Source organism: Ktedonobacter sp. SOSP1-85 (genome assembly GCF_016587415.1).
Lineage (GTDB): Bacteria > Chloroflexota > Ktedonobacteria > Ktedonobacterales > Ktedonobacteraceae > Ktedonobacter.
Genome location: NZ_BNJI01000003.1, coordinates 85,654 through 99,659, shown reverse-complemented (window position 1 = coordinate 99,659; position 14,006 = coordinate 85,654). Strand labels below are relative to the sequence as shown.

Here is a 14,006-nt window from a genome sequence, read left to right as displayed (position 1 = left end):
TGGCAGAATGGTCAGCGAAAAGAGCATTCAATAATAGCAGGTTGACGTCCATCTTAACGTTGCTTGAGGTAATGAAGGAGAGGCTCGATGGAAACGTCTTCTTCTCTAGAATTTGATGGCGTACAGTTTCAGTGTATCCATGTACTGCTCCTCACACAGGAGCATTGTTGTTTCTGCGAGCAAGCCCAGGAGCTTCTGCGGAGCCTCTCCTATGAATACTGGCTCTCGATTGCCACGCTTGATATGGGTTCTCCCCTGGGATGGCGCCTGGCGGTGAAAGGGGGATTGTTATTGCCACCTGGCATGCTGATTGATGGCAAGCCGTTCTCATATGGTCGTCTCTCCGAAGGGAAACTGCGACGTGAGTTGGATTGCCGACTGCACGGATTGCATCGGCTTTCGTCTGTTCCCTCTCCCCTTCATGATCTGCGTGCAGAAATAAGCGCATTGCCGTTCGTCAACAACGCGTGGATTATCCGAGAGGAAGACGTACCGTGACCAGGGTGCCCTGTCCCGGCTGGCTTTCCAGCCGGATCGTCCCTTGGTGCTGTTCGACAATCCACTGGGCAATGGGCAGGCCTAGACCCGTTCCCCCCGGATCACGGCTGCGGGCTGGGTCAGCTCGATAGAAGCGCTCGAAGACGTGAGGCAATGCCTCCGGCGCTATTCCCACACCCGTATCACGTACCAGAATATCGACACGCTCCTCCTGAGGACGTAATCCGAGGACAACTTCCCCGCCAGCAGGAGTATACTTCAGTGCATTGTCCAGGAGGATCAAGAGGAGTTGCTTGAGCCGATCCTCATCGCCCTCGATGTGGGCAGGTTCGAATGGCCCAAGGCGCAAGGTTTGGCCTTGCGCAAGGTGACGCGCCTCATGAAAAGCATCCAGGACCAGGAGATCTACGTCGATCGGGCGACGCTTAAGGCCGATCCCGGCATCCGCACGCGCCAGCATTAAAAGATCAGCGACTAGGCGAGAGAGACGAGTCGCCTCTCGTTCCAACTCCGCCAGGGCCTCTTCACGGTCTCCGGCTGGCATGTTCTGCTGGTGGTGAAGAAGTTCGATATTGCCCAAGATGGCAGTGAGTGGTGCACGGAGTTCATGGGAGGCGTCTGCCACTAAGCGCTGTTGGGTCCGATGGGCAGCTTCAACGCTGGCAAGCAACTCATTGAATGTCGCCGCCAGCCGCCCAAGCTCATCATGGTGCGCTGGCATTTCGATACGGCGGGAGAGATCACGCGACAGGGTAATCGTTTGAGCTGTCTGGATCATCCGGGTGATGGGACGGAGGGCATTGCCCGCGATGGCCCAACTTCCCAGTAGCGCCAGAAACAGGCTGGTCAGCCCAAGGAGCGGTAGTATCATGCGAAATGCTTGGATGGAGGCGTCCAGGCGCCCAAGAGGCGTCACAGCTTCAAGATACCCTGCTCCTTGTGCGGTATGAAATGGCAGCACATAGACGCGCCAGCGCTGTTCTGACGTGTTTATCAGGCTAAAGGCGCTTGTTGCATCAGGTATCACAGGTGGGGATCCCATCAGGGGCGGAAAGAGGCCCACGATAGGATCAAAGGCTGGCCTGGTGGGCGTGTGCAGGATAGCCCGTGGATCGACTGAAGGAAGGGGCGCGGTGCCAAGCGTTTGGTCTTGTAAAACGCCAGTTGAACTATAGAGGTGCAGCGCAATCTCAAAGCCTTTTTCTCTCTGCAAGAGATGAGGCCTGCTAGTTGACGTCACTTCGCTTGCCGCATGTTCAGTGCGAACGATGAGCATCCGGTCGATATCGTCATACTGACCTCGCGCATGAATCGCGTAACTGAGCACCGTCATAAGAGGGAGAATGAGCGCGAAGAGTGTCCCATAGCAAAAGGCAAACCGCAAGCGAATGGACATTGGCTAAGGCTCCCGAAGCACATATCCAACATTGCGGATTGTTTGGATCAGGCGTGGCTCGCCCATCGCTTCCAATTTGTGTCGCAGTTGCTTGACGTATACCTCTACTACGTTAGTATCAAAGTTGTAGCCCCACACTCGTTCGAGCAAGAGATCCTTGGAAAGGACCTGGCGCGGATGAACAAGAAACTCCTCCAGGAGTTTGAATTCCAGGCTCGTCAGTGGAATGTCTCGTGATCCACGCTGTACGACGTGGCTGCCCGTATCCAGAACGAGGTCCGTAAAACGGAGCACTGGCGGACGGTCGAGCTGTTGTCGTCGTAGGAGCGTGCGAATGCGTGCAACCAAGACATCAAACGGGAACGGTTTTGTTACGTAGTCGTCAGCGCCAGCAGTGAGCCCTTGCACCTGGTCAGCTGGGGTATCCTTTGCAGTGAGCATAAGCACAGGTAATTGTTCATCAGCAGCGCGCAGCCGACGTAATACCTCATAACCGTCCAGGCCAGGCATCATCACATCCAGGATCACCAGGTCTGAAGGGTGTTCACGCGCAGTGGTCAGCCCCTCGCGGCCATTGCGGGCCGTTTCGACCGCAAAGCCCTCGTAGGATAAGCCGCGTTTCAAAAGACTCGTGACCGCCGGATCATCATCAATCACCAGGATATGTTTTTGCATGGAGAGCGTCCTCCTTCCAGCTCAAATAGCTTCGTCTTGTCATCCCTCCAGGGAGATTCTAGCCCTGAAGTATCACGACTTCATCACAAGGTACGTTCACCGGGTCACGACGAGATCATATCCTGAACACGCTTCTTCAGGTACCTCTCAGCGATCACTCAGCATTGTCTCAGAAAGAGGTAGTATGGTGTTTCCAGAGGTTCTGAGCGATGAGGATTACTTCTCTGCGTTCTCCCATCAAGATATTGACTATCTTTCGCCTGATGGAAAAGCAATGATAGGCTGGAAAGTAGGTGACACGTCAGATCGCTTGCTGAATAAGGATGTCTCGACACCCTCTTGCTTGTATACATGAACACCGCAGATCAATTGGTGCGTATCCTGGGAGGAGATGATTGGAGTTATCGCCGAGGCAAGCGCTATGGAACGCTTCTGTTGCATCTGGAAACACACCGCCCAATCGATGTTCTGCCTGATCGCACTGCTGCGACCCTTGCCAAATGGCTGGCAAATCACCCTGAAATTCTGGTCATCAGCCGAGATCGCGGCGGCGAATATGCTTTGAGATCTCGTCAAGGTGCTCCTCAAGCAGTTCAAGTCGCAGATCGCTTCCATGTCGTGCGTCATCTGGCAGAAGTGCTGGAGCGCAGTTTTCATCGCCATCGCCGACTTCTCAAACACATTCGTGTTCCTGTTCCCAACGTGAATGCGAATCCTCTTACAGTTCGTTATGCCCGACCAGATCGGGAGTACCGGAAGGGACAGGCAAGAGACAAACGTGTTGAGCGTTACGAGGCTGTACAGCGTTTTGTGAAACAAGGTATGAGTCATCGCGAAATTGCACGGCGATTCCAGATGCATCGAGAATCAGTTCTTCGTTATGCGAAAGCAGAGAGCTTTCCTGAAAAGCCTTCCCGCTCTCCCAAGCCTGGTATTCTGACTCCCTATGAACCCTACCTGCGAGCTCGCTATCAAGAAGGGTATCGTAACGAATTGGGACTGTGGCGAGAAATTGTGGCACAAGGGTTTACCGGCACACGAATGACCGTGGTGCGCTACGTGTTGGGCTTATGCCAACTGGAACAACAGGGGGTGTTCTCCCTCCCATATCCCAGACAACTGAACTCACTCCAAGTCGTTTGTTTCATTGGCCTGCTCTTGCGACACGATGAGGAATTGAGTCAAGAGGAAGTGCAAGCCTTGTCCAGGCAAAGAAACTCCACCCTGAGTTGGAGCGCATCGCTGTTCCAACTGTTTCTCCAGATGGTACGAGAGCGCCGGGGAGAAGAACTCGATCTGTGGTTCTATGCAGCGTTTCACAGTGGTATTCCTGAATTCCGCTCGTTTGTCGCCAAGTTGCGCCAGGATCAGGAAGCAGTGCACGCTGGACTCATTTTTTCTTGGAACAATGGTGTTGTGGAAGGGCATGTTCATCGTTTGAAGTATCTTAAGCGGCAGATGTATGGTAGAGCGAATTTTGACCTCCTGCGCCAGCGCGTTCTTCACGGTTCAATGGATTCATCATGAGCATCAAAAAAGCGTCAGACCCGGGTTTTCGGGAGCAGTCCAGTCTGCTAGGTTTAGCATTATAGAAGTGCAATCAAGGGATTCGATTATGAAACAACCCATATTTAAAGGGGAATTTATAGCTCAGCTCCTGCACTACGGCAGCGCCCGAGGATCCTGTGGTGAGCTGTTCCTATCAGCGACGCACCTTCCCCCTGATCCTGGTCAAGAAGCCACGCCCATTTCTGCCACGAATCAATCTGTAACGCTCTGCGCCAACACATACAAATCAGCCTCTTCTTACACGCGATACACTGGTAGAAACGGGGCTCTTAACGGAGAGTAGAAGTCTTCTATCAAAGATTTTTTGTTCGGGAGAGTGAGACAGGAGAGCATAATGATACTTTCTTTCCCAAAAAAGAGTTTATGCTTCATTATTATAAGCCTGACCATCTCAATAGTGTTTCTGACAGGTTTACCTACAACTGCATTTGCTTCTTCGAAGCGCACAGCAGCATGGTATCCGCAGAATAATCAATATAGCAGCGGAAACGATGATGGTATTAATAGTAATAACAATTACTATTATGGCTCTTTCCAGGGAAATGATGGCAACTCGGGCTACAACTGGGGCACCAGCCAGGATAACTCCGGCAATAGTGGCAACCAAGTGATCCATCAGGGGCACTGACAGAAAAGCCCCATAGGCATTAAGTGAAGAGCCAATCAAGACCATCGAGAAGCAGTTGAGCCAAGCAGAGTTCAGTCGCGCGAGGATTGACCCGACAGCCTGACCGCATCATCCAAGAGAGTTGGCTGACCAACAGGCGCAAGCGGCGTAAGCCACGGAGCACTTCCAACCCTTGTCAGGCAAGAGAACGCACTACCGCTGAGGCTTTGACCAAACGGCGCCAGGGATCCTGCCTGCATCCCGCACAAGAGGAGCCAATGTTGGACCATAACCGCCATCAATTTAGCATACAGCTCACATAACGCTCGCCAGGGATGCTCCGAGCGCCACTCTTCAATGTGCCCCTGGCTTTTCCAAAGCTTGAAGAGGAGCTCGATCACCCAGCGTTCACGCATAATTACCAAGGCATGCGCTGGTCCCACATGCTTAGCGGCAGCGTTGGTCACAATGAGTGTCCAGGCAGCCAAGTCCCATTGCTTAGAGTTGACTGCTTGACCTTTATCAGCTGCCTCTTGCGCCAGGCGCTCGCGCCGTTGGGCCACGACCTCGTCGGGAACGCGTACCATCAGCAGGCGAACGGGCAAGGGATCCTGTGCTCCTAAATAAACATGCTTCACCTTGACCTGTCCAATGGTCCGTGGCAAGATCCTCTCCAGTTCAATCCGCTTGCCCTCTCGATCCCAAAAGACCGTGTTGGCTTTGGGATGCTGGTAGAAGCGCACCTTCTGCTTGTGGAGGTGACGCAAGTGGGCCAGGCTCCAGTACCCAGGTCAGCAACGTACAAGCTGCCAGGGCGAACTGGCTTCTGACTCAGGGGCCCATGCAATTCATGCACTCGCCCTGCTGACAAGCGTGGTCCCATGAGTTGCCCGTGTTTGACATCCCAACGCACATGCAGCTTGAGCGCGGCCTGGCTGCATTCACTGTGTTCTTGACTGCCTCCCCCACATCCAGGCCACAGCTCTTTGAGCGCGGCTTGCAGGATGATGGTCGAGCTGTCCTCAACAACCACCTGCGTGAATGGCTTGAAGAGGGCAATAGGGGCCGCTTGCACGGTCACAACCTGTTCCACCAATTCCGAGAGCACCGCTTGCAAAAACTTGGCTGCCTCTGGTGAAGGGGTAGGGGAGATTACCGACTTTAAGCCTGTGAAGCCTGCTGGAAGCAGAGCCTGTGACCATCACCTGGCGCGTTCCGTCCAGGTAACCCGTGGCTCATTATCCTTTGATCTGGTTTGTCGCCCGGCCTTAAGCTATACTCGCGATACGCACACGTTGTCCCTATCAGAACAGGGGGGAGTATTCCACAGCGCAAGCCCTGATTCGGGATTGCGTCCTCTGTACAACTTGAACCTGATAATCTAGGGGGAGTACGTGCACTGTTTTCTCTGCATGCTGGTCAATCAGCACTCTTCTTGTTAGAGTATGCTGAAGCAGGCACGGAGACGCTGACTTGTCCTCCGTTCTGTAATTACCAGGAATCTTTTGACCATATGCTGTGGTACTGGCGAGACTGGCTCAGCCAGTGCAAGTATCAGGGGCGCTGGCGCGAGACGGTACAACTGTCGGCGCTAGTCCTCAAACTCCTGACCTATGCGCGTACAGGCGTGTTGGTAGCAACTCCTACGACCAGCGTGCCAGAACATATTGGCGGCACTCGCAATTGGGATTACCGCTACATCTGGTTACGTGATGCGGCTTTCACGCTCAACAGTTTGCTCACACTGAGTTTGACGCAGGAGGCTGAGGTATTTATGGGCTGGTTGGATGGGTGTTGTCGTGACGACTCCCCACGGCTAAAGCCAGGGGTTTTACGGCGCGGTTTCATAAACTTGATGAGGAAGGCGCATTGCAGCCAGTATATGGCATAATGGTGTACGTGTCTTGACAGAGACTATGGTCCCCCATCTGGAAGGCTATCGACAAAGTTCACCAGTGCGTATTGGCAACGGAGCGCACGATCAGTACCAACTTGATATCTATGGAGAACTGATGGATGCTCTTTCCTTATATAATCTTTCTCAACCTCTCTCCTATGACATTTTGGGCTTGAGCCCACCGCAAGCCCCGTCTCTTGAGAGCGGGGTAAGGTGTGTCCGGGCTTGAGCCCTTGCTTGTTGAAAAGATGTTCTAGGCATGCTATACTCAGTATCAGGAGTAGCACACGGGGCAAGGAGGAAGCAGACATGGCCAAGGCGACCAGCACGATACGATCGGCATTGCACTACCAGCCGCAGCATGCTGAAGTCTTTGCGGCCAATCAGGCCCTCTTCAACCGTGTCGTCGCCTTCTACTTCGAATGTATCCAGGCTCATGAAGGCCTCCTGGTTCTCACAAACAAAGAGGCGCTCACGGCGCTGGAAAGGCTCACCCATGCGACAGAGGCAAACCCTGCGTCCATCATGCCGCTCACAGACATCGCCCCAGATATCCCGGCCATGTTTCGCCGTGCCGCCATCAATGCGGCGCTTGGTTCTGCTCGCTCCTTCTTTTCCTCACTCAAAAAATGGCGAGCGCGCAAGGAGAAATACGAATTAAAGAAGCCCCGCAAGGGCAAAAAGTCGAAGCCGTTCCGAGAGCGGCCACCGGTCCCACCACGTAGCTGGAACAAGTCGGTTCCCTTCTACGCGAGCCAGTGGAAAGAGCGCTGTGATCACTGTATCCTGCTCAAGGTCTGGACCGGGACGTGTTGGTCCTGGCTCAAGGTTGGTCTGCTCTCACGCGATCTCCCCGAAGGTTTCCAGATGGGTAGCCCTTCCCTGGTTCGCAGGGGAAAGCAGTGGTGGCTGCATACTCCCATCGAAAAGACCTTCGCTGCTCCCGCCAACGTTGAGCAGCAGATCACGACCAATCCCCAGACCCGCATCTGTGCGGTCGATCTCAATCTCGACCAGCACATAGCCGTATGCAGCGTCCAGACAGTTGAAGGCACCATCCTGGCCACCTCCTTCATCGGAAATGGCACAGAGATAGCGGGCTTTAGGAAGTTGCTGCTTGGACGCATTGCACGCAACCGATCACAGACTGGCATCCTGGCGGAGAATGAACAGGACAATGCCGACCTTTGGCGCAAAATCCGCCATCTTGATGAACACATCGCGCACCTGGTCAGCGGTCGCATTGTCCAGTTCGCCAAGGAACATCAGGCCAGCATCCTGGTCTTTGAGCACCTGGGCAATCTCCAGCCAGAAAAGGGGAAGTATTCGCGTCGTGGCAATACAAAGCGAGCCTACTGGATGAAAGGGCGCATGTTCCGCTACAGCAAATATAAGGCGTGGAATGCAAGTGGCATCATCACCAGCCGGGTCAATCCGCGCAATACCAGCAGACACTGTCATCGCTGCCACGCCGCTGTCATTCGCTACAAGCAGGGACAGCCAGAATCAGGCTATACTCCCGGCGCTGCTTTGGTCGTCTGCCCACAGTGCCAGATGCGCGGACATGCCGACCGCAATGCCAGTCTCAAGATCGGTCAGCGCTTGCTTGAGCGCTATGCAGACCCCTTCCAAGAAAAGCCTCATACTGCTGTGCGACGTGCAGGCAGAGTCTCGAAAGAGACAGGTGTTGCTCTCTCCCAAGACGCCAAATGTCAAAAGGGACCATCCATCTCTGAGGCTAGGCATGGAGAACGCAACGTGCATGGCACCGCGCAACAGGGAACGCTCTGGATGGACGAGCGCCCCTGAGCTATTCCTCCCCCACTACGGCAGTCACACCGAGTAGAGGCTACGCCTCACCTACTCAGAATGCCGACTACGGAAGAGTGGCAGAAGCTGCTCGGTTTCAACCGATGCGGAGTGTCACAGACTTAAGAGAAGCGTTCTCCTCTTAAGTGGAGGCTAAGGGATCCTGCCTCAAAGCCTGCTTGTTTCACGGCTTTTACCAACTGTTTATGGTTAACCTGTTCCGGGTCATACTTCACATAAGCCATTTCAATCACTGGATTTACATAGGTGTAGATCACACCAGAGAGACGAGCCAGCGCTCGTTCCACTTGAAGCGTGCCGCCGCCGCCATAACTTAGATTCTCGATGGACATGGTAAGACGCTGTATGTTCATAATGGTCACTTTTCTGCTTGCGCTCTCGATAAGGCAACTAAGTAGGAAGGGAAACTCACCGATTCGTATTGTGATGTACCTTCCACCCTCTATCTCATGGGAGAACGGGTAGTCTTTAGTATGGCATAACAAGCTGTGAGCAGACTGAGTATCACCTGTGGTGTAGCTGATGGACATGAGGATGGCCGTTACGTAGAACCAAAGGCTTCGTATCCTAATCATAGGATTTTCTTGGGATTGATCAAGTAGAGATAATCCCTTTTGGAGACGTTTTACCCACAGGATGCGCAACGAGATAAACTCAAGTAAAAGGGAAAGAAAAGTTATCCCTTGAAGCAGCAACCAAGAAAACTGAGGCCTCTCCGGCATACATGCACGGAGGTTCCTGTTGCTCACCCACCGTTTCCGGCCTCTCCCGAAGGAGAAACCGGCTCTTGGTGGAGATAGGCAGGACTTTTCAGCCGACGCGCTCTGGCACGGGCAGCTTTGCCAGAAGCCGACACGCCCATGCTTCGGGGGAATGGCTCCCCTTCATTCGCACGTTGGTGCAGATCCTCCATCACGGCTTGCAGGCGCGGCTCCGCACCTTCCCAGACGTGCTGGGTGATGGAGGGTGTTGTTTGCTTAGGTTCCAGGTGGGCAATCAGGAAGGCCGAATACAGATCATGCTGCACTGGTCCCAACCCGCACTCACAACGGTGCCAACGCTGTGATCGTGACTTCTTGTGATACTGCCCCGACTTCTGGCAATATTGAGACAGTTTGGTTTGGTAGGCTGAAACTTCGCGCAGGGTGCCGCCAGTTTTTGCAACTATGCGAGTCAAATGCGCTACAAACATCCCTGGGGCGCGAAGTCCGATGCTTCGACCATACTGCTTCTGCCATCCTTGGAACGAGGTTTTCTCTATAGTGATCGTGTTCCCCACCGAAGCGATGCGATGAGCTAGGTGTCCATGCAGACTCTTGCGGTGAGCAGCCAGCCTTCTTTCGGTAGTGGCGTGTTGTCGCCTGGTTGCCTGGTATCGCTTACTCTCCTTCCAGGTTCGGCGACCTTTTTTTACCCGTCCCCTTTCGTCGTAATTGTCGGGATTCGTGGCGCGTCTTTGCCGCTCCATCTTGCGCTGCAACCGGCGTTTTTTGCTGGCATTGGGGGAAAGCTCCTGGCAGAACGTGACCAGATCCGCCTTTGCGCGACGAGGGACAAGAGCGAGGGTCGATGGGCCAATATCCAGGCCCATCGTGTCTTTGCCTCCCTCCTCATGCTTCGGTTTGACGAAGGCATGGCCCTCTAACACCAATTGCACGTAATAACGATTGCTGTCCTTATCGGCTCCCTGTGCCTGTGGTGAGGAAGCTTTGCGGCGAACCAGGCGCACATACTTGATGAGGTGGCGCATGCCATGCTGCACCACTGGGTCTCGCCAGTCGATGATGGCTGGGATGACCTCTTTGTTCCAGATCAGGAAGCCGCCATCGCCCGCATTGGGATCACATACGAAGCGCATGCCGACATCGTTGCGTTTGCCCTCCACGCTATCGATGCCACGTCCCTTGCTGCGGAAGCGTACTCGTGTGGCTTTCCCAACACAGACCCGATTGACAGCCTGATAGGCGCGAGTCGCAAGGGTTTGAGCCATCGTGCTCTCAATGTGATCGGCGATCCACGAGACACGGGCAGACTTGGCATACTCGTGCAGCTCATATTCTGAGAAGTGGTATGTTGTGCGTAAGGCAGAAAAAGCCTAAGCGCGTTGCTGTTTGTGCGAGCGTGGGAGAGCCCGCGCCTTGTTCCATGCTGGATCATTGCGCATGCATCGGAGCCGCTTCATGGCTTCAGAAAGCAGAGCGTTGTACAGGCACCGAGCCGCTTCCAGGTGCGCACGTACCTGGCGTTCCTGGCTCCAATCGACCTGGAGAGGGAGTTCGAGAAGAAAGGTCGGTATCTTTGCTCGCTTCATGACGTGCTTTGCCTTCCAATGTAGAGGATCTCTTGAGAAAGAGAGGGACTGCTGTCCACCCCTGGTGTCTTTCTCCACGTTCACATACCTATACAGCTATTCCAGTTGGGCAGGCTTCTTTCGGTCACTCGACGACGTACCGTTCGGAAATAGATTCGTGAGAAACAACTCCGTGCTCTTCAGGTAGGTCGAAGAGGAGGATACCGGATCCGGCGCTCTGACTGAAATGAGCTTCTTTGCAAGCGCGAGACAATACAAGACGATGATCGTTCTTCATCCTGTGGAGAACACAGTGCGAAAGAAGAGCGATGCTTCCTCTCCGCCCACCCAGCCCGAAAGGAACGCCCATTCATCCCCGCCTTAGAAAGAGCGGGGCTTTCTGGGCCGTTCTCTGTAATCACGCTGTTCATCAGAAGTACATTCTTTGTCCCCTCCTGCTAGAGTATCGATGAAGATCTGATGCTTCCATCCCAAATGTACTGCACCAGGCAAGCAGGAGCAGAAATAGTCGTTGAGAAGCAAAAGCTCCCATGGCCGAGAGTATCCTGACAAACCTCTAGCCCCAGGTGGTTGTCGGAAACGATGGGCGACGAACTGAGAGAAAGAGCTTGGATAGTGGGCGCAAAATTGAAGGTGTATGAGGTTGGAGCGTATCTTTGGAGAAACCATCTTTTGCGTAGAGAAGGCGTAGGAACGCGATAAGGATTTAAGTGAAATTAAAGGAAGCTAGACGATGATGAGCTTTGATGTCCAACATGCCTACGCAGCATTACAGCCGTATTTTCAAGCGCGCATCCACCTGAATGAGCCATTGGCATCTCACAGCGCCTTTGGTGTTGGAGGGCCTGCTGATGTATGGGTGACATTGGAGAAGCAACAGGAATTGATCGATCTCGTCAACATGTGTGCAGAGCATCGTTGGCCGCTTCTGCTGGTTGGTGAAGGAAGAAACATCCTCTTTGCCGATGCTGGAGTGCGAGGAATCGTTGCTCGCATCGATTTCCATCACTATCAGATTGAGATGCAGACAGAAACATCCGCCTTGCTCATTGTAGAGGCAGGCGCACGCTGGGCTCAAATCCTCGACAAGTTACTTCCTCTGGGATGGAGTGGATTGGAATTCGGCGTTGGCATTCCTGGTACCCTTGGAGCAGGCATTGTCAGTAACGCGGGGGCACACAATTGGGATCTGGGGCATATCCTGAAATGGATCGAGGTGTTAGATGCTCGGGGGTGCAACAGCGAGCCGGAAGATCAGTTTGCCCCGGCCAGCATACGCTGCTATACCCGTGATGAGCTTGACCTGGGCCACCGGCAGAGCCGTTTCCGTGTCGAACGCTCAACCTTTATCGATCACGAGGGGAAACTGGTGTGTCCTCCACGTCGCCTCATCGAACCGCCTGAGATTGTGCTGCTCCTGGGATTACGTCTCTCCTATCGCGATTCCCAACAATTACTTACCCAGCGTGATCGCTTTCTGCGCGAGCGCCGCCTGAATGAACCTCCACTCCCACACACAGGGCCGATCTTTAAGGATCCCGAGGGAGGTAGTGCCCGGGAATTGATTGAGCGAGTGGGATTACGAGGTCAGGTACATGGGCAAGCCCAGATAACGGAACAGAACGCGAATTATCTCGCGAACCTTGGAGGTGCTCGTGCAGAAGACATGGTTCGGTTGATCATTGCTGCCCATCAACAGGTGCGTAAGCAGTGTGGAACTGATTTGACTCTCAATGTCGATCTCCTGGGTGAATGGTCTCATTCAGGTTAAAATAGCGTATTCTGAAGCAGCAAAAACGTTGCTGCTGTCCATAAGAAAAGCGGGAGAAAAGAGATGTTGCGCACCATTCTTGTTCCTCTGGATGGTTCACGATGTGCCGAGCATGCGCTTCCCGTCGCAACACGCCTGGCTCGTGGGGCGAAGGGATCGTTACTGCTCGTCCGTGTCATCGAGTTCGCCGACATTGTCTGTCAGACAACGGAGTTAGCAACGCGCGATCTGGTCGAGCTCAGCAAAAGAGCCCGCCGTAGCGCGAAAGCGTATCTCAATCGTATTGCCGCGCAAGAGGACGTGCACGATCTTCCATGCAGCACCAGAGTGGTTGAAGGCTCTCCAGCTCAAAATATCCTCAAGCTGGTTCAAGAGCTCCATGCCGATATCGTTGTCATGAATAGTCATGGCTTCACCGGCATCAAACAGTGGACGCTGGGAAGCGTCGCGCATCAGGTGGCGCGGCACAATAGCACGCCTACGCTCATTGTACGAGAAAACGAGCCGCTTCCACCGCTTCTCATGAAGAGAGAACCCGCTGCAGAAGAACGTCTACGTATTCTGGTCGCACTTGATGGATCCTCGCAGGCAGAAGAGGCGCTTGTCCCTGCGATTCAGCTAAGTCTGGCGCTTTCAGCACCAGGGAAAGCAGCGCTTCATCTTCTGACCGTTGTGCCAGTTTCGCTCCCAGGGGTAATATTCGCGCAGAACATACAGTCGAAGAAGAAAGAGGCGCTTACCACGTTGGCCGCGAAGCTAGAGGCGCAGGGAGCATCAGAGTATGATCTCCAGGTAACGACATCAGTCGTACAACACACAGATATTGCTGCCGCACTGATCACGTATGCACGAGAGCACGTCGCCCAACCTGATGGCTGTCAACTCATCGCCATGACAACGCAGGGGGCTTGGGGTTGGTTCATGGGAAGCGTCGCTGAGCGTGTCTTGAATCATACGCCCCTCCCGCTCTTGATGGTTCGCCCATTGCACACGCCTACACAACAAGAGCGTCCTGATTCAAGAAGCCTTTCTATCTATTGAGTCAGTTACCTCACGCCTCTGTGGCGGAGGCTTGTGTTCCTTTCTGAGAAGTGGAGAGCAGAGGAAACGATCACCTGTCATGGAGTAGACATGATGAAAGGGAGGGGAATCGAGCAAGCGAGCAAGAGATCTTTCACAGTGACAAACAAACTTATTAGAGCAAGTAGCTGCACATTTGCAATCCTATAACCTTGCGCTAAATATTTGAGAGCATCCACCTCTCGTGTCCCTTTCTCCTCGAAAAGAGAATGCAGTTGTAGTGGCCTCTGTGTACTGGTAGCATGTATATCTTTTTTTGTCGTTCAAGGTGAATGCAGATCGATGTCATTGCACTCTTGGTAAATTAACTGAAGGGTGGACCGATTTTGCACTCAAGGGTGGGAATTTGATCTGAAGCATGGGAATTCATGC

At 53.6% G+C, this 14,006-nt stretch carries 13 protein-coding genes and 1 pseudogene; 9 read left to right on the top strand and 5 right to left on the bottom strand.

Annotated elements, in window-relative coordinates; all coding sequences use genetic code 11:
* Nucleotides 1-87 precede the first annotated feature (87 nt).
* Complete coding sequence (locus KTE_RS38410) at nt 88-498, top strand: glutaredoxin family protein (RefSeq protein ID WP_201391299.1); 411 nt, start codon at nt 88-90, stop codon at nt 496-498.
* Here KTE_RS38410 and KTE_RS38405 read toward each other — a convergent pair.
* Nucleotides 473-1,894 (bottom strand): cell wall metabolism sensor histidine kinase WalK, encoded by a 1,422-nt coding sequence (locus tag KTE_RS38405; protein ID WP_201391297.1) that lies wholly within the window; start codon nt 1,892-1,894, stop codon nt 473-475. The genes KTE_RS38410 and KTE_RS38405 overlap by 26 nt on opposite strands.
* A 3-nt stretch (nt 1,895-1,897) precedes the next feature.
* A complete protein-coding gene (locus KTE_RS38400; protein WP_201391295.1) occupies nt 1,898-2,569 on the bottom strand; it encodes a response regulator transcription factor in 672 nt (223 codons plus the stop codon).
* A gap of 339 nt (nt 2,570-2,908) precedes the next feature.
* Here KTE_RS38400 and KTE_RS38395 point away from each other — a divergent pair, with 339 nt between their 5' ends.
* Both KTE_RS38395 and KTE_RS38390 read left to right on the top strand, forming a co-directional pair.
* Nucleotides 2,909-4,096: an ISL3 family transposase gene (locus tag KTE_RS38395; RefSeq protein ID WP_201391293.1), complete on the top strand. Its 1,188-nt coding sequence runs from the start codon at nt 2,909-2,911 to the stop codon at nt 4,094-4,096.
* A gap of 376 nt (nt 4,097-4,472) precedes the next feature.
* Entirely contained in the window at nt 4,473-4,766 is a 294-nt protein-coding gene (locus KTE_RS38390) for a hypothetical protein (protein ID WP_201391291.1), read from the top strand.
* A gap of 71 nt (nt 4,767-4,837) precedes the next feature.
* On the opposite strand, the gene KTE_RS38385 is transcribed toward KTE_RS38390, so the two are convergent.
* On the bottom strand, nt 4,838-5,512 hold the full coding sequence (locus KTE_RS38385) for a transposase (RefSeq protein ID WP_201391289.1): 675 nt from the start codon (nt 5,510-5,512) through the stop codon (nt 4,838-4,840).
* Between the two features lie 125 nt (nt 5,513-5,637).
* Here KTE_RS38385 and KTE_RS38380 point away from each other — a divergent pair, with 125 nt between their 5' ends.
* The 4 genes from KTE_RS38380 to KTE_RS38370 all read left to right on the top strand — a co-directional run bounded on the left by KTE_RS38380 (nt 5,638) and on the right by KTE_RS38370 (nt 8,451).
* Nucleotides 5,638-5,883 (top strand): hypothetical protein, encoded by a 246-nt coding sequence (locus tag KTE_RS38380; RefSeq protein WP_201391280.1) that lies wholly within the window; start codon nt 5,638-5,640, stop codon nt 5,881-5,883.
* Between the two features lie 375 nt (nt 5,884-6,258).
* Nucleotides 6,259-6,636, top strand: a complete 378-nt coding sequence (locus KTE_RS38375; protein WP_201391278.1) for a glycoside hydrolase family 15 protein — start codon at nt 6,259-6,261, stop codon at nt 6,634-6,636.
* A gap of 13 nt (nt 6,637-6,649) precedes the next feature.
* A complete protein-coding gene (locus KTE_RS50175) occupies nt 6,650-6,871 on the top strand; it encodes a glycoside hydrolase family 15 protein (protein ID WP_374226868.1) in 222 nt (73 codons plus the stop codon).
* Nucleotides 6,872-6,951: 80 nt separating this feature from the next.
* Complete coding sequence (locus KTE_RS38370) at nt 6,952-8,451, top strand: RNA-guided endonuclease TnpB family protein (protein WP_201391276.1); 1,500 nt, start codon at nt 6,952-6,954, stop codon at nt 8,449-8,451.
* A gap of 122 nt (nt 8,452-8,573) precedes the next feature.
* Here the strand turns inward: KTE_RS38370 and KTE_RS38365 are convergent, their stop codons facing one another.
* Together KTE_RS38365 and KTE_RS38360 are read right to left on the bottom strand one after the other, a co-directional pair.
* Nucleotides 8,574-9,194, bottom strand: a complete 621-nt coding sequence (locus KTE_RS38365) for a heavy metal-associated domain-containing protein (RefSeq protein WP_201391274.1) — start codon at nt 9,192-9,194, stop codon at nt 8,574-8,576.
* A 23-nt stretch (nt 9,195-9,217) separates the two neighbouring features.
* Nucleotides 9,218-10,783: pseudogene (locus tag KTE_RS38360) on the bottom strand (transposase).
* A 733-nt stretch (nt 10,784-11,516) separates the two neighbouring features.
* Between KTE_RS38360 and murB the strand changes: the two are divergent.
* Both murB and KTE_RS38350 read left to right on the top strand, forming a co-directional pair.
* Entirely contained in the window at nt 11,517-12,554 is a 1,038-nt protein-coding gene (gene murB, locus KTE_RS38355; RefSeq protein WP_201391272.1) for a UDP-N-acetylmuramate dehydrogenase, read from the top strand.
* A gap of 63 nt (nt 12,555-12,617) precedes the next feature.
* Complete coding sequence (locus tag KTE_RS38350; RefSeq protein ID WP_201391269.1) at nt 12,618-13,595, top strand: universal stress protein; 978 nt, start codon at nt 12,618-12,620, stop codon at nt 13,593-13,595.
* The last annotated feature ends 411 nt before the right edge of the window (nt 13,596-14,006 follow it).

Coding starts and splice junctions, on each gene's coding strand:
- KTE_RS38410 (WP_201391299.1), top strand. CDS start 88: ATGGAAACGTCTTCTTCTCTAGAATTTGATGGCGTACAGTTTCAGTGT.
- KTE_RS38405 (WP_201391297.1), bottom strand. CDS start 1,894: ATGTCCATTCGCTTGCGGTTTGCCTTTTGCTATGGGACACTCTTCGCG.
- KTE_RS38400 (WP_201391295.1), bottom strand. CDS start 2,569: ATGCAAAAACATATCCTGGTGATTGATGATGATCCGGCGGTCACGAGT.
- KTE_RS38390 (WP_201391291.1), top strand. CDS start 4,473: ATGATACTTTCTTTCCCAAAAAAGAGTTTATGCTTCATTATTATAAGC.
- KTE_RS38375 (WP_201391278.1), top strand. CDS start 6,259: ATGCTGTGGTACTGGCGAGACTGGCTCAGCCAGTGCAAGTATCAGGGG.
- KTE_RS38370 (WP_201391276.1), top strand. CDS start 6,952: ATGGCCAAGGCGACCAGCACGATACGATCGGCATTGCACTACCAGCCG.
- KTE_RS38365 (WP_201391274.1), bottom strand. CDS start 9,194: ATGCCGGAGAGGCCTCAGTTTTCTTGGTTGCTGCTTCAAGGGATAACT.
- murB (WP_201391272.1), top strand. CDS start 11,517: ATGATGAGCTTTGATGTCCAACATGCCTACGCAGCATTACAGCCGTAT.
- KTE_RS38350 (WP_201391269.1), top strand. CDS start 12,618: ATGTTGCGCACCATTCTTGTTCCTCTGGATGGTTCACGATGTGCCGAG.